The following is an 18,240-nucleotide window of genomic DNA, read 5'->3' as shown; positions in this document are numbered from 1 at the left end:
GACGTTCTTTTCGTGATTCCGATCGGAAACGGCACCGGACGCGCGCATGTCCAGTACCGCCGATATTCGCGAAAACGTGAATGCAACCGGCAATCGTCCGGCCCGGCCGATGGGCCGGGACGAACGCCCCGAAATCCGCCCGAAAGTCCGTTTATCAGGTGAAGCGTTCGGCGAACGCCGCGGCGGCGCCGAACAGGCCGGGCTGCGGGTGGGTGATCAGCCGGACGGGCATGTCGGACATCATGGCCTCGAACCGTCCCTTGGCGACGAATCGCTCGGCGAATCCAGAGCGGGGCAGATGGTCCGCCAGGCGCAGGCCGAGCCCGCCCGCGATCACCACGCTGTGCCCGCCCTGGGCCAGCGCCAGGTCGCCGGCGACGGCGCCCAGCGCCAGGCAGAATCGCTCCAGCGCCGCCGAGGCCATGTGGTCGCGTCCCTCCAGCGCCAGGGTCCATAACTCCTTGTCGTCGCGCGTGCGGGCGGGCAGGCCCTCCATCTCGGCGATCGCCTCGTAGAGATTGACCAAACCCGGTCCCGAGACGATGCGCTCGGTCGACACGCGGCGATAGCGCAGGCGCAGCCGCTGCAGGATCTTGTCCTCGACCACATCCAGCGGCGCGAAATCGACATGGCCGCCTTCGGTCTCGCAGACGATGTAGCGGCCGCCGCGCCGCACGACATAGGCCGAACCCAGCCCGGTGCCCGGACCGACGATGGTGGTCACGCCCGCATCGGATACCGGCCGGTCCGGACCGCACAGATGCCGCAGATAGGACGGATCGACCTGCGCCACGGCATGGCCGACCGCGCCGAAATCATTGACCAGGACATGTTCGTCCACACCCAGCTTGGCACCAAGCTGCGCCGGCTGGATGATCCACGGATTATTCGTCAGCTTGAGCGTCTCGCCCTGCACCGGGCAGGCGACGGCGATCCCCGCGGCGCGCGGCAGGGGACGCCCGATCTGGCGGGCGAAGGACTCCCATGCCAGTTGCAGGCTGGCATGTTCGGCGCATTTCAGGGTCGTGGCGTTTCCCAGGTCGGTCACCCGGCCCTCGTCCACAGTGGCTATGGCAAAGCGCGCATGCGTGCCGCCGATATCGACCGCTACGATCTCTTTCATGTCGTCTCCGACTCCCTGGATCCTTTATTACCCGGCCCGGGACCGAGGTGCCCCACTCTGCCGGGGCACTTTTTTGTGATCCGTCGTAAAGTGATTTCCCGTTCCCGAGGAGCCGTCAAGTCTCGATTCGCGTCGCGGGCGTCATGCCGCCGGGCGGGGGGCCTGATCGGCCTTCAGGCGCCGCAGGATCGCCGACCGCACCGGGGCGGGAAGGAGCTGGTCCAGCAGGCGCAAGCCGGCGAACAGGCGAGGGAAGATCAGATGCGCGCGGTCTTCCTCGACCGCGCGGGCGATCAGGCGGGCGGCCTGGGGCGCGCTTTGCAGGAAGGGCTTGGCGCTGGCGACGCGGCGGCTCATCGGCGTGTCGACGAAGCCGGGGGAAATCAGGGTCACGCCCACGCCATGGTCGCCGATGCCGTTGCGCAGCGCCTCGGCAAAGCGGGTCAGTCCGGCCTTGGACCCGGAATAGCCGGCGGCGAACGGCAGGGCGTGGAACGCCGCGACCGATCCCACCAGCACGATGTGTCCGCGCCGCCGCGCCACCATGCGTTCGGCCGCCGCCGTCGCCAGCGCGGCCGGGGTGGCATAATTCACCAGGCCGAGTTCCAGCACGGTTTCCGCCCGCTCGGTCTTGTCGGCGGATGGGCGCATGTCGCCCAGGCCGGCGGCCAGGACCAGCAGGTCGACCGGATTCGCCGAATCGTCCTGGCGGAATGCCGCAAGCGCCCCCTGCCCGTCGGACAGGTCCAGCACGCGCGTGATCACCGTGGCGCCGGCCGCGCGGCAATCGCGCGCCACCTGTTCCAGCCGCCCCGCGTCGCGCCCCCACAGGATGAGCGTCCGCCCGGCGCGCGCATAGAACCGGGCGGTTTCCGCGCCGATTCCGCTGGATGCCCCGGTCATCAGGATCGTCGCGGGATCGAACCGTATTTCGCCGCCTGGGCGCCTCCTGGCCATCGGGCCCCTTTCTTTCAAGGCCGGTTCCGTGTCATCACCACGGGGCCGGCGGCGCTGGTCGGCGCCTGATTTCATTCGCCCTTTTGCGGCATCGTACGGACCGGTCATGAACCAAGCGGATCAACTTGTCATCATCCCCGTCGCCGGCCGCCGTCAGATGTCACTGTTCCTTCAACTGCCGCGCCGGCTTTATGCCGGCCTGCCGGGCTATGTCCCGCCGCTGGACATGGAGCAGAAGGATCTGCTGCATCCTGCCAAAAGCGGGTTCTTCGGCCATGGCCGGGCCCAGTATTTCCTGGCCATGCGCGCGGGACGCCCGGTCGGCCGGATTTCGGCCCATGTCGATGATCTGGCCATCGAGACGCTGGGCGAAAAAATTGGCTTTTTCGGGGCGTTGGACGCGATCGACGATCTCGCGGTCGTCTCGGCCCTGCTGGATGCGGCCTGCGCGTGGCTGCGCGCGCAGGGCATGCCCCTGGCCCGCGGGCCCATGACCCTGAATTCGAACGGCGAACTGGGCATGATGGTGGACGGGCAGCATGCCCCGCCGATGATCGCCATGCCCTGGCATCCGCACTGGCTGCCCGCGATGATCGAAGCTTGCGGCTTTGCCAAGGCGATGGATTTCCTGGCCTATCAGATGGAGATCGGCCCGGCCGCCGAGCAGGCGCACCTGGTACCCGCCAGCCTGCGGATGGGCGAGGGCAAGCTGGGCGACGTGACGACGCGCGGCATGCGCCGTCGGCAGATCGCCGAGGATGGCGAGATCCTGCGTCGGCTCTATAACGAAGCCTGGCGGAACAACTGGGGCTTCGTGCCGCTGACCGCCGACGAGATGCGCGGCATGATCGCGCAGATGAAGCCGATCCTGAAGTCCGAGCACCTTGTACTGATCGAACATAAGGGCGAGCCGGCGGCCGTCGCGCTGGTGGTGCCCAACCTGTACGACGTGGCGGGCGATCTGGGTGGCGCGCCCTCGCCGCTGGGCTGGATCAAGCTGGGCGGGCGGCTGCTGCGGCACCGCTTTCATTCCGCCCGCGTCATTCTGCTGGGCGTCAGCTCCAAGGTCGAGGGCACGGCGCTGGGCGCTATGCTGCCGGCGCTGGCGATCACCGAGCTGATGCGGCGCGGCCGGTCCCTGCCCTATCGTATGGTCGAGATGGGCTGGATCCTGGAGACCAACATGCCGGTACGCCGCCTGATCGAACGGCTGGCGCCCGAACCGTGCAAGCGCTACCGGGTGTATGACCGCAGCCTGACCGACTGAGGAGGTGGAAGGGGGACGATTGCCCCCGTCCGGGTACGGGGGCAGCAGCCCCGCGCACCACGCCGCGATTGGAGGGCCGCGACTGAAAATCGTCCGGCCATGCCGGCCCCATGGCAGGGGCCGGCCGGATAATCAGAAAGCGGTCGAAACGGTGCCCGTCATGCTGAAGCGGGGTTCGACCATGAAGGAATTGCCGTAGCCCAGAGTGGGAGGCATGCTGCCGCTATAGACATAGTGGCTGTTCAGGTCGCTGCCGCGATAGACCACGCCCAGGGCGCCGGTGCGGACGATCGATCCGGTCAGATTCGTGAAATTCAGGCGGAAGGTCGGCGATTTCGCGAACAGGAACGCCGGGAAGTGATAGCCCAGAGACAGCGTGTCCGTCACATAGCCCGGCATGCGCTGGTCACCGGCGATACTGACCGATTGCGGGCCGCTGTAATGTAGGCTGCCGTTGGCAAAGAAGCCCTTGTGGGTATAAGTCAGGCCGAAATTCGCCATCACGTGCGGCGCCATCACCGCCTGCGTGCCCTTCGAATGGATCAGCGTATTGGTATACGGGTCCATCACGTTGCTGTCCTGCGTCGCGTGCAGATACTCGAAGGACGCATAGGGGCTGAAACCGTGGATGGAGCGGCCGGACACCATGACGTCGAAACCGCGCATCGTCTGGTTCCCGATCGACATGGGCGAGAAGCTGTTCATGCCCACATACTGGTCCACGATGCGGTTCGTGACGTTGTAGTTGAACAGCGCCAGGTCGGCGATGATGTATTTGTCGTGATAGCGGTATCCCAGTTCTTCCTTGATGGAATACTGGTTCTTCAGGAAGTTGGGGCCGGACGGCAGCCAGCCCATATCCACTGCGCTGGGCTGGCGGTAATCGCCCTCGGCGTTGACGTAGATCTGGTGATGCTCGTTGAACGTGTAGCCGATCGACAGTTGCGGCAGCGGCTCGGTCCGATTGTTGCTGCAATGCTGGAAATTGTCGCTGTCGTCGCAGACCGAGCCCTTCACCTTGCTGCCGTCGATGTTGGCAAAGCTGGCGGTCCAGCTATTGATCATGGCGAACTTGAAGCCCGCGTGAATCACCAGCCGGTCTTGCAGATATTTCGCGGTATCCTGGATGAACAGCGAATGGATCTCATACCCCGCGTTCTGGCCGAACGTGAAGGCACCGGTCTTGTACAGATACCACGGGCTGGGCGGCGTGCCGTCCGCCCTGGTGTTGCCGCCGGGATAGGACTGGTTCGTATAGTTGTTCTCGTACCAGTAGCCGAGCGACAATACGTTGTGCGGGTCGATCTGGTAGCTCAGCTTGGCGACGGCGCCCACCTGCCGGGTGTCGTTCTGCAGAAAGAAGCTGGTCTGGTTCGGGCCGCTGTAGGGCGTGCCGTCGTCGTTGGAGATGGGGTTGGCGGGTGCGGCATCCCAGCCCTGGCCAAAGCTGAAATAGGGTTGCAGGTCGAAGCTGAGGCGTGCGGGCAGGACAAGGTGCAGCGGCGCGGTCAGGAAGACCTGGTTCCAGTGATCCTTGCTGTTCTGCCAGTAATTGTCGTTCCTGGGATCGTCCGAGCGCCCCCAGCCCTGGCCGGTGTGCTTGTACCGGTAGAATTCCTGCGCGGTCGGGTAGTTGTCGATGGTGAAGTTCTCGTTGTTCCACGACAGGAACACCTTGGCGGTCGAACCGTTCTGCAAGTCCTTCTGGATACCGAAATCCAGGTGGCGGCGTTCGTTGATGCCCGATCCCATCCACGACCGGCTGTGGGTGTTGGAGAACGAGAGGTAGCTGCGCACGCCGCTATTGCCGATCTCGCCCGATTCCAGGCGCAGGAACTCGCGCGACAGATTGTTGGTGCCGTAGGAGAAATCCATCAGCCCGCCGAACTGGTGCGCCGCCGCGTGGCTGCGCTCGTCCATCACGCCGGCGGCGGCGGACATGACGGGCAGGTCGGTCCCCGAACTGCCGGGGGTGACGTTGACTTCTTCCAGGTTCTCGGAATCGATGTCCTCGGCCATGTATTTGGCCGCCGCCGCTGGGGCGCCGTCGACCATCAGCCCCATGTCCAGGTCGGTCAGGCCGCGCACCTGGATCATGCCGCCCTGCATGCCGGCGGTGTCGGGGGTCGAGACGCTGAGGCTGGGCAAATTCTTGATCAGGTCCAACGCCGTGCTGGTCGGCGCGCGCATGTCGATATATTCCTTCGCGACGGTCTGCACGGTGTGCGGTGCCGTCTCCAGACGCATCATGCCGCCGCCCCCGTTCAGCGCCTGCCGGGACGAAGTGACCGAGATGTCTTCCGCCGTCGCGGCGCGCGAGGAAGCGGCGGGGACCTGTGGCGCAGCGGTCGGGGTCGTGCCGGTTGCGGTCCGGCGGGTGGTCGAGGCATGACGGTCTTGCTGGCCGGTTGCGGCGTGCGCGCCCTGGTGGGGCGCCGTGGCGATACAGAACATGCCGGCCAGGCAGGTCATGGCCTGCAACCGGCCCCGCAGTCCCGGCATGCGGGAGAGATACGTCATTCCTCGATCCTTTTCATTTCGTCCTTCGCGCGTCCGGTTCGCGCCATGCATGATGCCGAAACGGGGGAGCCTGATAGACCTTTTTACTGCGAAAGACGAATGATCGCCTCCCGGACCGGTTTGTGGCCGAAATTATGGAGGCGCGGCCGTTACCTCAAGGATAAAAGAAACATCAATCCGTTGCCGTTTTGAGCACGCCCGCTGGCCGCCGTTCGGCCGCCAGCCTGCATGCGCCATCAGCGGGGCCATTGAGGCAGTCTCTTACAAATGGCTCCATCCCGTACGGGCGAATGCCATGGTCTCGCCTGACGGGCCCTGGACCGTGACGCCGGAGATGGTCCGGTCGAACCGGCCGATCCGGGTCACGGCCACGCCGCGCGCGGCGGCGGCCCGGCGCAATGCGTCGTCGTGCGCCGGTGGGACGGCGAGCAGCAATTCGTAGTCGTCGCCGCCCGTCAGGCAGGTGGCCAGCCAGTCCGGCCCCGCTTGGCGGGCGGCCTCCGACAGGGGCACGGATGCGGCGTCGATCCGGGCGCCGACACCGCTTTCGCGCGCCAGGTGGCCCAGATCCTGCACCAGCCCGTCCGAGACATCCATCGCCGCCCGGGCGATGCCGCCCAACCCCAGCCCCAGACGGGGCTCGGGCAGGCGGTAGCGGCGGGCCAGGAAACCGCTGGGATCGGCCAGTTCGCCGCGCAGCGCCCGCAAGCCGAGCGCGCCATCGCCGATCGTGCCCGTGATCCAGATTCCATCGCCGTCGCGCGCGCCGTTGCGGCGCAGCGCCCCGCCCGGCGCCACATGGCCCAGGATGGTCAGCGACAGGACCAGGGGGCCGGACGTCGCCGTGGTGTCGCCGCCGAGCAGGCTGAGCCCGTACAGCGCCTGGTCGGCATGCAACCCTTCGGCGAAGGCGGCGAACCAGGCCTCGTCCCGTGCCGGAGGCTTGGTGACCGACAGCAGATAGCCCAGGGGGGCCGCATCCATTGCCGCCAGGTCGGACAGGTTGCAGCGCAGCAGCTTGCGCCCCACCGTATCGGCCGGGTCGTCCGGCAGGAAATGCACGCCCTCGACCATCGTATCGACCGCGACGACCAGTTCGCGTCCTGCCGGCGCGCGCAGCAACGCCGCGTCGTCGGTCAGGCCCAACGCCCCCTCGCCCGCAAGGGTACGGAAATGCCGCCTGATGAATCCGAATTCGGGCGGCAACGCATCGGGGGTTGGAGGATCGGATGGTTGGTTGGGCATTGGGGAGCGCCGCCCGGTCAGGCCTCTTCGGCTTCCGGCGCGTTGTCGGCGGACGTGCTGGCGGCGGGCGCGGCAGTGCGCAGGCGGCGGGCCAGCGCGTCGAGCACGCCGTTGACCATCTTCGGCTCGTCTCCCGAAAAGAACCCATGGGCGATGTCGAGATATTCGTTGATCACGACGCGGGTCGGCACGCCCTCGACCACCGCCAGTTCGGCGCCGGCGGCCCGCAGCAGCGCGCGTAGCACCGGGTCGAGCCGTGCGAACGGCCAGGATGACGGCAGCACGTCGACGATCAGCGCATCGACCTGCTCGCGCCGGGCGACGGCCGAGCGGGCGACCTGCTCGAACAATTTCGCATCGGCCTCGGGCACCGTACCGTCTTCATAATCTTCCGCCTGATCGCCGGGCACGCGTCCCAGCCGATGGCGCAGGAACTGCGCGATCACCGTCTCGGGCGCGTCGTCGGCCTGCTCGATCTGGAACAGCGCCTGCACGACCGCCACGCGCGACGCGGTGCGCGACCGGGGCTTGTGGCGTGTGCCGTCTTCGTCCTGTACGCCGCTCATGGGCCTGTCTCCTGCTGCCGCTGATCCGTGAAAGGCGGCTTCATCGCCTCTTTATGCCGTCAGGTCCATAGCCCGAGGCGACCGCAGCGCCGGAATCGGCGGCCGGGACCCTGATCGCGGCCGGCCGCTCCTCGCCCGGGCCGACCGGGATCGATTCCAGGATCGCCGCGAAATCCTTGGTTTCACGGAAATCCCAATGCACGCTGGCAAAGCGGATATAGGCCACGATATCGACCTCGCGCAGCGTGTCCATCACCAGCTTGCCGATGTCGCGCGATGCGATGTCCGTCTCGCCCGATGCCTCCAACTGGCGCACCAGGCCGTTGACGATGCGGTCGATCCGGTCTTCGTCCACCGGGCGCTTGCGCAGGGCCACGCGGATCGAGCGCGCCAGCTTGTCGCGCTCGAACGGCACCCTGCGCCCGTCGGCCTTGACGACATACAGGTCGCGCAGTTGCACCCGCTCGATGGTGGTAAAGCGCTGGCTGCAGGACGCGCAGATACGGCGACGGCGAATCGCGGTTCCGTCCTCGTGCGGACGGCTGTCCTTTACCTGGGTGTCCTCGTGACCACAAAAAGGGCATCGCATGCGTGCGGGCTTCCCAACCGGCGTTGCGGCGCGTGCCGGCTGTCCGACGGGCGCCCGAGTTCGTCATCGCGGAACATGTGGCGGAATCCGCCGCCAATCGTGCCCCGGCGCGTAGCCCGCACGAAATGCGCATGAAATCGCCCGGGCGCAAGCCCGGACGTGCGATCGCCCGGTTTTCGGCGACTCAGGCTTGCTGGTAATATTCCTGCTGGTAACGTCGCAGCGAACAAACAGGCAAGGACCCCATGATGACGCGACGCGCGCTGCTGGTCGGAATGCTGGCCCTGGCGGGTACCGTTGGTGCCCGGCCGGCCCTGGCGGCAGACGCCCCCTCGCCGGCGGTGCCGGGACAGCCCCCCCCTGGACAGGCCGACGCCGGCGCCGATATCGACATACGCGATAGCTGGATGCAGATCCTGCAGCCCGACCGCCGAATCGCCACCGGCTATTTCACCATCGAAAATCGCGGCAAGGACGCCCATCTGCTGAACGGAGTAACCGCGCCGGCCTGCCATGCCCTGTATGCCCACCATACAGAGCAGGAAAGCACCGGGGAGACCGCGGCGCTGTTCGACCATCTGGCGCTGCCGGCGCAGACGGTCCTGGTCTTTCCGCCGGGCGGGTATCACCTGATCTGCAGCGGGTATGACGACAGCGTGCAGCCCGGACGGCGCATTCCGGTGACGTTTCATTTCCTGGGAGGCACGACGCGAACCGTGCCGTTCGATATCCGGCCCAACCCAGACCAGACCGACGCGACGCCGTAGCACGGCCCCTGCCGACGCGGCCCGCGCGGCGTTTTCCCGTCGCGGGCCGCGGGCCGGCACGTCCTCAGGCCGCGGCGGCAAACGTGCTGGTCAGGGTGCGGCGCACCGCCTGCTGCCAGCCTTTCAGCATCGTCTCGCGCTGGGTGGCGTCCATCGCGGCGTCGAAGACGCGGCCGCGGGCCCAGCGGGCGGCGACATCGTCCAGATCGGTCCAGACCCCGGTCGCCAGGCCGGCCAGATAGGCGGCCCCGGTCGCCGTGGTTTCGAGATGGCGGGGCCGTTCGACCCGGGCCTGCAGGATGTCCGCCAGGAACTGGCAGAACCAGTCATTGGCCGCCATACCGCCATCGACGCGCAATGTCGTCACCGCCCCGCCGCCATCCCGGGCCATCGCCGCCATCAGGTCGTAGGTCTGATAGGCCACCGATTCCAGCGCCGCGCGGGCGATGTGCGCGGCCGTGGCGTCCAGGGTCAGGCCGCAGATCAGCCCGCGCGCCTCGGGATCCCAGTGCGGCGCGCCCAGTCCGACGAAGCCCGGCACCATATAGACGCCGTGGCTGTGCGGTATCCGGGTGGCCAGATCGTCGGTCTGCGAGGCATGGGTGATCAGGTGCAGTCCGTCGCGCAGCCATTTGATCGCGGCCCCGGCGACGAAGATCGCGCCTTCCAGCGCGTAGACCGTGCGGTTGCCGATGCGATAGCCGATCGTGGTCAGCATGCGATTGGCCGACTGTACCGCGGCTTCGCCGGTATTGAGCAGGACGAAGCAGCCAGTGCCGTAGGTCGCCTTGGCCATGCCGGGCCGGAAGCAGGCCTGCCCGACCAGGGCCGCCTGCTGGTCGCCCGCCATGCCCGCGACCGGAATTGCCCGCCCGAACAAGGCGGGATCGGTTTCGCCATAGATCTCGCTGTTGCTGCGCACCTGGGGCAGCAGCGCGGGCGGGATATCGAACAGACGCAGCAGATCGTCGTCCCAGACCTGGCGGTGGATATCGAACAGCAGGGTGCGCGACGCATTCGTGACGTCCGTGGCATGGACGCGGCCGCCGGTCAGGCGCCACAGCAGGAAGGAGTCGATGGTGCCGAAGGCCAGCTTTCCCGCTTCGGCATCGCGGCGGGCGCCCGGGACGTTATCGAGGATCCAGGCCAGCTTGGTCGCCGAAAAATACGGATCGAGCAGCAGGCCGGTACGCTGGCGCACCAGGTCCTCGTGCCCTTCCTGACGCATCCGGACGCACATCGGCGCGGTGCGGCGATCCTGCCAGACGATGGCCCGATGGATCGGCGCGCCGGTCGCGCGGTCCCATACCACGATCGTCTCGCGCTGGTTGGTGATGCCCAGCGCGGCGATCGACCCCGCGCCGCCGCCCTGCTCGATCGTTTCGCGCGCCGTGGCCAGCGTATCGCGCCAGATCTCGTCGGCATCATGCTCGACCCAACCATGGTCGGGGTAGTGCTGGGCGAATTCGCGGCGGCTGGAAGCCAGTTCCTCGGCATCGCGGTCGAACAGGATGCTGCGGGTGGACGTCGTTCCCTGGTCGATCGCCAGGACTGTGGTCTTGTCGTTCATATGTCTTGCTCCTGACTTGGCTTCGTCGGTGTCAGCGGCGCGCGGCGATATAAGGCGGCGGGGCGGCGTCCGGGCTGGGGAAGGGTTCGACCTTCGCGGGTTCGCCGGGGCCGGATTCGATCTGGCTGGGCGGACGGCGCCGGGGCATGTAGGGCAGCACGAGGAACTGGAACGCCCCGCCCCCGATCACGCCGCCCACCAGGGGACCGACGATCGGCACCCACCAGTAATGGCCCGGCGACGGCAGGGCCGTCGGCCCCCAGCCGGCCAGGAAGCAGAACAGGCGCGGCCCGAAATCGCGCGCCGGGTTCAGCGCCCAGGCTTCGAGATATCCCGCGCAGCCGCCCAGCGCCGCGACCAGCAGGCCGATGATCAGCGCGCCGGAATTCGCCTGCGGCGCCTGGGTATTGTATTCGGACGTGACCGCGAAGATCCCCAGCAGCAGCATCGCGGTCAGGATGATCTCGTCGACCAGGGCGTGCAGCGGGGTGATGGCCTCGCCGGGATGGGTGAAGAACACGCCCGCCGCGCCGCCGTCATGCATGCGGTCGAAATGATGCAGCATGTTGTAATGGTCGATCACCGGCGCATAGAGCACGTAGACGATCGCCGCTCCGGCCACGCCGCCCAGGATCTGGGCTGCGTTGTACGGCAGCACCTTGCGCCAGGGAAAACCCCGATAGAGCGCAAGCGCCAGCGTGACCGCCGGGTTGGCGTGCGTGCCGGACACCGCCCCGGTGACGTAGATGGCGATCATGACCGCCAGCCCCCAGACGATGCACACGCCCCAATAGGCGGTGCGATAGGGACTGGGATCGTAGAGGAAATACATTCCCGCCACGGCATCACCGATCAGGACGATGATGAAGACCGCGATGAATTCGGAGATCAGCTCTCCGACGAATTGCCTGTCCTTGAACATGTTCCCGCTTCTTTTCCGTTGTTGTCGGGGAAATGTCGCGTTCGGGCGGCAGCGCGCCGCGGGGCGTTCAGCTTGCCATCGCGATCGGCGCCTGTCCGGACGGTCCTGGCGCGCCGGTCCGGCGCGCGTTCACATATCGCTCCAGCCGGGCGGCGTCGTCGCGGCCGACATGCAGGCCCAGGCGCGAGCGGCGCCACAGGATGTCGTCGGCCGTCTCCGCCCATTCCTCGCGGAGCAGATAATCCACCTCGCGCGCCGTCAGTCCGGCGCCGAATTCCTCGCCCAGATCGGCCATCTGGCGCGCGTCGCCGATGATGGCCCAGGCACGCGTGCCGTAATTGCGCGCCAGCCGCCAGGCCGTCCGTTCCGGCAGGAAGGGCGCGTCGGCGCGCAGTCGCTCCAATACAGCATCGAAACCGCCCGGCCCCAGATCGCCCCCCGGCAGCGGCTGATCGGCCGTCCACCCCGCGCCCGTCACCACGGGCAGGTACGGCGCCAGCTTTTCCAGCGCGTGTTCGGCCAGGCGGCGATAGGTCGTGATCTTGCCGCCGAAGATCGACAGCAGGGGGGCGCCGCCCGGAGTGGCGCCTGAAGCATCGTCCGGGACGTCGACATCCAGCACATAGTCGCGCGTGACCGCCGACGCATTCTGCGCCGCGTCGTCATAGAGCGGCCGGACGCCCGCATAGGACCAGACGACATCGGACGGCGCGATCGGCTTGTGGAAATAGCGGTTCACGCTGTCGCACAGATAGCGGATTTCCTCGGGCGAGATCTCGACCTGGCCCGGATCGGACGTCCAGGGCACGTCCGTGGTGCCGATCAGGGTGAAATCCTGCTCGTACGGGATGACGAAGACGATGCGCCGGTCGGGATTCTGCAGGATATAGGCCTGTTCTCCGTCGAACTGGCGCGGCACCACGATATGGCTGCCCTTGACCATGCGCACATGCTTGGTGGTCGCGACGCCCAGCCGGTCGCGCAACACGCGGTCGACCCAGGGCCCGGCGGCGTTGACCAGGGCACGCGCGCGCACCGTGCGGACCGGCCCGCCCCGCGCGTCGGCCAGCTCGGCCTCCCACACCGTGCCGGCGCGGCGGGCCCTGACCAGGGTGGTGCGCGTGCGGATCTCCGCGCCACGGGCGCGCGCATCCATCGCATTCAGCACCACCAGTCGGCTGTCCTGCACCCATCCGTCGGAATAGATGAAGCCGCGCCGGTATTCGTCGCGCAGCGGCAGGCCCGCCGGATCGTCGTGCAGCCGGACGGCGCGCGAGCGCGGCAGGGTCATGCGCCCGCCCAGATGCCCGCCGAGATGATCGTACAGGAAAAGGCCCAGCCGCAGCATCCAGGCCGGCCGCACCAGGCGCGAATGCGGCAGGACGAAAGACAGCGGCCAGATGATGTGCGGGGCGATGCGCAGCAGCCGCTCGCGCTCCATCAACGCTTCGCGCACCAGGCGGAATTCGTAATATTCCAGGTAGCGCAGGCCGCCGTGGATCAGCTTGGTGCTGGCCGATGACGTGTGGTTGGCCAGGTCATGCTGCTCCACCAGCAGCACCGAGGCCCCGCGCCCAGCCGCATCGCGCGCGATGCCCGCGCCGTTGATGCCGCCGCCCACGATCAGCAGATCATAGAGCGCCGTGTCTGCGGACACCGTGTCGGCGGCGATTATGGTTCCAGTGTCGGATCCCATTGCATTCTCCTCGAGAATGTTCGTAAACGAACATAACTCGTGCATTCAACAGGAATCCCCGCAAGCTTCCGGCACATTTTCGTGACATTTCGCGCAGGACGGCACCAAAATTGTTCGTTTTAGAATATTTTGGTTCGTTTTCAGGGCTCGGCGATGTGCAGGGCGACCTGATGCGCGTCCAGCAGGGCGCGGATGGCGGGCGGCGGCGCGCGATCGGTGAACAGGGCGTGGATATGCGACAGGTTTCCGACCCGCCCCATCGGACGGCGGGCGAACTTGGTATGATCGGCCAGCAGGAAGATCCTGCGCGCGTTGCGCATGATGGCCTGTGCCAGGTCGATCTCGTCCAGGTCGAAATCCAGCAACGTGCCGTCTTCCTCGATGCCGCTGATGCCGATCACGCCGTAATCGGCGCGATACTGGTCGATCATCGCGGTGGCGGTGGGGCCGGTGATGCCGCCGTCATGCGCGCGGACGGAGCCGCCCGCGATCACCACGCGGAAATCGGCCTGCGGCGACAGGATCGCCGCCACGTGCAGATTGTTGGTGATGACGCGCAGCGCCCGGTGCCGCAGCAGCGCGCGGGCGAACGCCTCGGTCGTCGTGCCGATATTGATGAAGAGCGAGGAATTGTCGGGAATGTCCCGCGCCGCCAGTTGGCCGATCGCCTCCTTCTCGCGCCGGTTGAGGATCTGGCGTTCGGTATAGGCGATATTCTCGATGGACGAGACCAGGCCCGCACCGCCGTGATGGCGCGTCACCAGCCCCGCGCCGGCCAGGTGGTTGACATCGCGGCGGATCGTCTGGACCGCGACCTGCAGCCGTTGGGCCAGTTCCTCGTTCGAGACATAGCCGCGCAGCCGGACCAGCGACAGGATCTCGCGATGCCGTTCGTCGGTCGGGATGCGGCTCATCGTGCCCTACCCTCCGGACCCGGCCAGCACCTGCAGCACGGCGGCGCCGTAGCGGTCCAGTTTCGATGCGCCCACGCCCTTGATCCGGCCCAGCGCGTCCAGCGTCGCCGGCCGTTCGACGGCAATGTCGTGCAGCACGGCATCGTGGAAGATCACATAGGGCGGAATTTCCTGTTCCCGGGCTTCGCCCAGTCGCCAGGCGCGCAGGGCCGCGAAGGGGGCCTCGGCCTCGGGCGGCAGAGAGATGGCGACCTTGCCGCCGCCGGCCGCCCGGCCGGTGCGCGCGCTGCCCGCGGCACGCAGGGCGTCGGCCGCGTCGTCGCGCAGCATCACCCGTTCCTCGCCCCGCAGGATGGGGCGCGCCACGTCCTGGTTCAAGGCCAGCGCGTTGAATTCGCCCGAAACCCGGATCGCGCCCCGCGCGATCAATTGCCGGATCACCCCGCGCCAGAACAGTTCCGGCCTGTCGCGGCCGATGCCGAACACGGTCAGCCGGTCATGGCTGTGGCGCGCCGCCATCTCGCTGTCCTTGCCCCGCAGCACCGAGGCGACATGCACCGCGCCGAATTTCTGGCCGATGCGATAGATGGCCGAAAGCACCTTCTGCGCCTCGACCGTGCCGTCGAACGACGCCACCGGGTTGCGGCAATTGTCGCAATGACCGCAGGGTTCGGCCAGGTTCTCGCCGAAACAGGCCAGCAGCGCCTGGGTCCGGCAGCCGGTGGTTTCGGTCAGCGCGATCATCGCCTCGAGCCGCGCGCTCATGACCCGTTTCTGGATGTCGGGGGCGCTAGATTGCTCCAGCCAGTGGCGGGCGCGGGCGATGTCGTCGCCGCCATAGAGCAGGACCGTGTCCGATTTTTCGCCGTCGCGGCCGGCCCGGCCGATCTGCTGGTAATAGGCCTCGGGCGAGGACGGCATGTCCAGATGCACCACCGCCCGGACATCCGGCCGATCGATCCCCATGCCGAACGCGATGGTCGCGACGATCACCACCGGTTCGCCCGAGCGAAAACGAAGCAATGCCGCGCGCTTTTCGATCGGCGACAGGCCGGCGTGGAACGGCAGGGCGGGCCAATCGCGCTCACGCAGCGAGCGGGCCACGCGTTCGGTCTTGTTGCGGCTGCCGCAATAGACGATCACCGCCTCGCCGCCGTGGCGGTCCAGCACGTCGAGCAACTGCCGCGTTTCCGCGGTCTTGGGCCGGACCGCGATATCCAGGTTGGGCCGGTGGAAGCTGGCCCGCAGCACGGTCGCGTCCGGCATGGCCAGCGCGTCGAGAATATCGGCCTGGGTGCGCGGGTCGGCGGTGGCGGTCAGCGCGATGCGCGGCACCCCGGGGAAATGCTCTGGCAGGCTGGCCAGCGCGCGGTATTCCGGACGGAATTCATGCCCCCAGGCCGAAATGCAATGCGCCTCGTCGATCGCGATGACCGAGATGGCGAGCCGGGAGAGACGCTCCAGCGTGCCAGGAGACAGCAATCGTTCGGGCGAGACATACAGGATGTCCAGCCGGCCGGCCGCCAGGTCCGCGCGCACCCGGGCCGCGTCCTCGGGCTCGAGTTCGGAATGAAGCGCGCCGGCATTGACGCCCACCTGGCGCAGGGCCGCGACCTGATCGTCCATCAGCGCGATCAGCGGCGAGATCACCAATCCCGTGCCGGGACGGCTGAGGGCCGGAACCTGGTAACAGATGCTCTTGCCGCCGCCGGTCGGCATCAGGACCAGGCAATCGCGCCCGGCCATGACCGCGTCGACCGCCTGTTCCTGGAGGCCGCGGAAATCGGGGAAGCCAAAGACCCGCGCCAGGATCGCGCGCGGCGAGTCGGGGGGCACATGGCCGGTCATGCCGGCATCCGGCGCATCGGCCTGCCGGCGGTCAGGAAGCACCGATTTCGATTTCGACCCGGCGCGCGCCGACGGCGCCGTCCTCGTTCGACGGCGGGCGGGGGGACTGCCGGATACGGCTGGGGGCGACTCCGTCGGCAACCAGTTGGTCCGCCACCTTCTTCGCCCGGTCGACGGCCAGCAGCGCGTCGGCCGACAGGTCGCCATGGGCCGCGGCATAGCCTTCGACACTGACGGATGCCTGCGGATACAGCGCCGCCTGCTGGGCCGCATGCGTGACGACCCAGCGGGCCGGATCGTCCAGCCTGCTGGAATCACGCGTGAAGAATACGACGAATTTCCGAGACGGTCCGTTCGTGCAACCCGCCAGAAGGCAGAGACCCAGAATCAGTGACAGGCGACGCATCGGCAGCCCTCCCCCTTGTGTCGGCTGATGGATGAATCGGCCGCCAACAATGCGGAAAAGTCAGCGACGTAACGATAATGCCTTGGTGCCCGCTGGCGGCCGCGCCGTCAACCTCTCGCCGCCGGCATGTCAGCAGAGCGGCGTTTCAGACGGGGGCGGCGCGCGCGTGGCCTGCGGTCAGGTGCCAGACGCGGTCCAGGCGTTCGACGCCGACCAGGCGATGCGCGATCAGGATCACCGTGCGGCCGGTTGTCACCGCATAGAGGGTCTCCAGGAAGTCGCGTTCGGTCCGGGCGTCCAGGCCGGTCGCGGGTTCGTCCAGGATCAGGATCGGCGCGTCGGAGAGCAGCGTGCGCGCCAGGGCGATGCGCCGCCCCTGCCCGCCGGACAGGGCGGTTCCGCCCTCGCCCAGCCAGGTGTCCAGCCCATCGGGCAGCGCGCGCACCACGTCGCCGACCTGCGCGCGGTCCAGGGCCGTCCATAACGCGGCGTCGTCGGCATCCGGCCGGCCCAGCAGCAGATTGGCGCGGATCGTATCGGCGAAGAGATGCGTGGCCTGCGACAGCCAGGCGACCCGCCGCCGGACGGAACGGTCATCCAGGGCGGCCAGGTCCTGGCCGCCCAGCAGGATCCGCCCCGTGTCGGGGGCCGCGACCTTCAGCAGCAGCGCCGCCAGGGTGGATTTGCCGATTCCGGACGGCCCCAGCACCGCGACCCGCGACCCGGCCGGAATATCCAGGGTCAGCCCGTCGAATACCGGGGCCCGATCGGCCTGCCAGCGAAACCCGACCTGCTCGAAGCGAATATCCGTACCGGCGGGCGCCGGAAGCGTAGCCGGCGGAACCCGCTTCGCCAGGCCGCCCTCGCCGGCCGAGACCACGCGGGCCGCCGCCCGGCTGATCCCGCCGGCCAGGGCGCCGGCGCGGGTCAGCCCCGCGGCGCTTTCGAACCCGGCGATGACCAGAAACAGCAGCGCGGCGCCACGCACGGCCGGAACGGGGCCCAGCCCCACCCCCGACACGGACGCCAGGACCGCGATGACCGCCGCCTGGCCGCACAGATAGGAAGCGCCGCCCAGCAGCGCCAGTAGCCGCGCCTGCCGCGCCTGCCCGTCCAGCAGGGACCTGTCGCGTGCCTGGACATGCGCCAGGATGCGCGCCTCGGCGCCGAAGGCCCGCACCTCGCGCAGGCCGCTGACCAGGTCGAGCACGCCGATCCGCAGCGCCGCCAGGCGGTGGCCCAGCATCGCGGCCTCGCGCCGGCCCAGCAGGGCGGCGGCCAGCGGCATCAGGAACGCGCCGGTCACGAACAGCCCGCCCAGGATGGCGGCCAGCGCGCGATCGGCCCCGTAGGAGGCCCAGACGAGGACGGGCAGGACCAGGCAGGCCCCCGCCAGCGGCACCAGGATCCGCAGATACAGCCCGTCCAGGGCTTCGACGTCCGAAACCAGGCGCGACAGCAGGTCGCCGGCGCGGCGGAACCCCAGCCCCGCCGCCGCCCCGCCGGCCAGCCGGCGGAAGAACCAGACGCGGATATCGGCCAGGGCGCGGAACATCGCATCATGGGTGAGCAGGCGTTCGGCATAGCGCAGTACGACGCGCAGCACCCCCGAGACGCGCAGCAGCAGCGCCCCCGCCACCACGCCGGCCGCCGCCGTGGCGGCCAGGCGCGCGCCGGCACCGCGCATCAGCACCAGGCCGGACAGCAGCGCCAGCAGGGACAGGAACAGCCCCGCGAGCAGCAGCGGCGCGCGGCCGCGCCACAATGCCAGGACCTGCAGGACCGGGGCCAGCCCGTCATGGTCGTGCCGGGGCACAGCCGGCATCGTGTTGTCCGGCATCTTGTCCCGC

General features: G+C 68.2%; 15 protein-coding genes. 2 read left to right on the top strand and 13 right to left on the bottom strand.

Going from position 1 to position 18,240, the window contains the following annotated elements:
• Positions 1 to 154: 154 nt before the first annotated feature.
• Both glk and AAC691_RS01955 read right to left on the bottom strand, forming a co-directional pair.
• The gene (gene glk / locus AAC691_RS01960) at positions 155 to 1,123 is read right to left on the bottom strand and encodes a glucokinase (RefSeq protein WP_342628767.1); all 969 of its coding nucleotides are present in this window, start codon (positions 1,121 to 1,123) and stop codon (positions 155 to 157) included.
• Positions 1,124 to 1,264: 141 nt separating this feature from the next.
• The gene (locus AAC691_RS01955) at positions 1,265 to 2,080 is read right to left on the bottom strand and encodes an SDR family oxidoreductase (protein WP_176639983.1); all 816 of its coding nucleotides are present in this window, start codon (positions 2,078 to 2,080) and stop codon (positions 1,265 to 1,267) included.
• A 106-nt stretch (positions 2,081 to 2,186) separates the two neighbouring features.
• Here AAC691_RS01955 and AAC691_RS01950 point away from each other — a divergent pair, with 106 nt between their 5' ends.
• Positions 2,187 to 3,347, top strand: a complete 1,161-nt coding sequence (locus AAC691_RS01950) for a hypothetical protein (protein WP_342628766.1) — start codon at positions 2,187 to 2,189, stop codon at positions 3,345 to 3,347.
• A gap of 132 nt (positions 3,348 to 3,479) precedes the next feature.
• On the opposite strand, the gene AAC691_RS01945 is transcribed toward AAC691_RS01950, so the two are convergent.
• From AAC691_RS01945 to nrdR, 4 genes are all read right to left on the bottom strand, one after another.
• Positions 3,480 to 5,867 (bottom strand): TonB-dependent receptor, encoded by a 2,388-nt coding sequence (locus AAC691_RS01945; RefSeq protein ID WP_408906044.1) that lies wholly within the window; start codon positions 5,865 to 5,867, stop codon positions 3,480 to 3,482.
• A gap of 261 nt (positions 5,868 to 6,128) precedes the next feature.
• Positions 6,129 to 7,112: a thiamine-phosphate kinase gene (gene thiL, locus AAC691_RS01940; RefSeq protein WP_342628765.1), complete on the bottom strand. Its 984-nt coding sequence runs from the start codon at positions 7,110 to 7,112 to the stop codon at positions 6,129 to 6,131.
• 17 nt (positions 7,113 to 7,129) lie between these two features.
• A complete protein-coding gene (gene nusB, locus AAC691_RS01935) occupies positions 7,130 to 7,678 on the bottom strand; it encodes a transcription antitermination factor NusB (RefSeq protein WP_342628764.1) in 549 nt (182 codons plus the stop codon).
• Between the two features lie 40 nt (positions 7,679 to 7,718).
• Positions 7,719 to 8,267, bottom strand: a complete 549-nt coding sequence (nrdR, locus tag AAC691_RS01930; RefSeq protein WP_176641241.1) for a transcriptional regulator NrdR — start codon at positions 8,265 to 8,267, stop codon at positions 7,719 to 7,721.
• A gap of 245 nt (positions 8,268 to 8,512) precedes the next feature.
• Between nrdR and AAC691_RS01925 the strand changes: the two genes are divergently transcribed.
• Positions 8,513 to 9,034, top strand: a complete 522-nt coding sequence (locus AAC691_RS01925; RefSeq protein WP_342628763.1) for a copper chaperone PCu(A)C — start codon at positions 8,513 to 8,515, stop codon at positions 9,032 to 9,034.
• 64 nt (positions 9,035 to 9,098) lie between these two features.
• Here AAC691_RS01925 and glpK read toward each other — a convergent pair whose 3' ends face one another.
• The 7 genes from glpK to cydC form a co-directional block, all read right to left on the bottom strand.
• Positions 9,099 to 10,604, bottom strand: coding sequence for a glycerol kinase GlpK (glpK, locus tag AAC691_RS01920; protein ID WP_342628762.1), 1,506 nt, complete (start codon positions 10,602 to 10,604; stop codon positions 9,099 to 9,101).
• Between the two features lie 31 nt (positions 10,605 to 10,635).
• Complete coding sequence (locus AAC691_RS01915) at positions 10,636 to 11,526, bottom strand: MIP/aquaporin family protein (protein WP_176640649.1); 891 nt, start codon at positions 11,524 to 11,526, stop codon at positions 10,636 to 10,638.
• 67 nt (positions 11,527 to 11,593) lie between these two features.
• A complete protein-coding gene (glpD, locus tag AAC691_RS01910) occupies positions 11,594 to 13,222 on the bottom strand; it encodes a glycerol-3-phosphate dehydrogenase (protein WP_342628761.1) in 1,629 nt (542 codons plus the stop codon).
• 140 nt (positions 13,223 to 13,362) lie between these two features.
• On the bottom strand, positions 13,363 to 14,136 hold the full coding sequence (locus AAC691_RS01905; RefSeq protein ID WP_176641292.1) for a DeoR/GlpR family DNA-binding transcription regulator: 774 nt from the start codon (positions 14,134 to 14,136) through the stop codon (positions 13,363 to 13,365).
• Positions 14,137 to 14,142: 6 nt separating this feature from the next.
• On the bottom strand, positions 14,143 to 15,984 hold the full coding sequence (gene recQ, locus AAC691_RS01900) for a DNA helicase RecQ (protein WP_323993667.1): 1,842 nt from the start codon (positions 15,982 to 15,984) through the stop codon (positions 14,143 to 14,145).
• Positions 15,985 to 16,015: 31 nt separating this feature from the next.
• Positions 16,016 to 16,390 carry an OmpA family protein gene (locus AAC691_RS01895; RefSeq protein WP_342628760.1) on the bottom strand — a complete coding sequence of 125 codons (375 nt, stop codon included), beginning with the start codon at positions 16,388 to 16,390 and terminating at the stop codon, positions 16,016 to 16,018.
• A gap of 145 nt (positions 16,391 to 16,535) precedes the next feature.
• Positions 16,536 to 18,215: a thiol reductant ABC exporter subunit CydC gene (cydC, locus tag AAC691_RS01890; RefSeq protein WP_342630111.1), complete on the bottom strand. Its 1,680-nt coding sequence runs from the start codon at positions 18,213 to 18,215 to the stop codon at positions 16,536 to 16,538.
• Between the last annotated feature and the right edge of the window lie 25 nt (positions 18,216 to 18,240).

The organism is Nguyenibacter vanlangensis (genome assembly GCF_038719015.1).
GTDB classification, from domain to species: domain Bacteria; phylum Pseudomonadota; class Alphaproteobacteria; order Acetobacterales; family Acetobacteraceae; genus Gluconacetobacter; species Gluconacetobacter vanlangensis.
This window is presented reverse-complemented; position numbering and strand designations above follow the sequence as displayed.

Excerpts from the sequence above, each read along its gene's own strand:
- glk (WP_342628767.1), bottom strand. The coding sequence starts at position 1,123 with ATGAAAGAGATCGTAGCGGTCGATATCGGCGGCACGCATGCGCGCTTT.
- nrdR (WP_176641241.1), bottom strand. The coding sequence starts at position 8,267 with ATGCGATGCCCTTTTTGTGGTCACGAGGACACCCAGGTAAAGGACAGC.
- glpD (WP_342628761.1), bottom strand. The coding sequence starts at position 13,222 with ATGGGATCCGACACTGGAACCATAATCGCCGCCGACACGGTGTCCGCA.
- cydC (WP_342630111.1), bottom strand. The coding sequence starts at position 18,215 with ATGCCGGCTGTGCCCCGGCACGACCATGACGGGCTGGCCCCGGTCCTG.
- AAC691_RS01905 (WP_176641292.1), bottom strand. The coding sequence starts at position 14,136 with ATGAGCCGCATCCCGACCGACGAACGGCATCGCGAGATCCTGTCGCTG.
- AAC691_RS01945 (WP_408906044.1), bottom strand. The coding sequence starts at position 5,867 with ATGACGTATCTCTCCCGCATGCCGGGACTGCGGGGCCGGTTGCAGGCC.
- AAC691_RS01955 (WP_176639983.1), bottom strand. The coding sequence starts at position 2,080 with ATGGCCAGGAGGCGCCCAGGCGGCGAAATACGGTTCGATCCCGCGACG.
- nusB (WP_342628764.1), bottom strand. The coding sequence starts at position 7,678 with ATGAGCGGCGTACAGGACGAAGACGGCACACGCCACAAGCCCCGGTCG.
- AAC691_RS01895 (WP_342628760.1), bottom strand. The coding sequence starts at position 16,390 with ATGCGTCGCCTGTCACTGATTCTGGGTCTCTGCCTTCTGGCGGGTTGC.
- glpK (WP_342628762.1), bottom strand. The coding sequence starts at position 10,604 with ATGAACGACAAGACCACAGTCCTGGCGATCGACCAGGGAACGACGTCC.
- AAC691_RS01925 (WP_342628763.1), top strand. The coding sequence starts at position 8,513 with ATGATGACGCGACGCGCGCTGCTGGTCGGAATGCTGGCCCTGGCGGGT.
- AAC691_RS01915 (WP_176640649.1), bottom strand. The coding sequence starts at position 11,526 with ATGTTCAAGGACAGGCAATTCGTCGGAGAGCTGATCTCCGAATTCATC.
- thiL (WP_342628765.1), bottom strand. The coding sequence starts at position 7,112 with ATGCCCAACCAACCATCCGATCCTCCAACCCCCGATGCGTTGCCGCCC.
- AAC691_RS01950 (WP_342628766.1), top strand. The coding sequence starts at position 2,187 with ATGAACCAAGCGGATCAACTTGTCATCATCCCCGTCGCCGGCCGCCGT.
- recQ (WP_323993667.1), bottom strand. The coding sequence starts at position 15,984 with ATGACCGGCCATGTGCCCCCCGACTCGCCGCGCGCGATCCTGGCGCGG.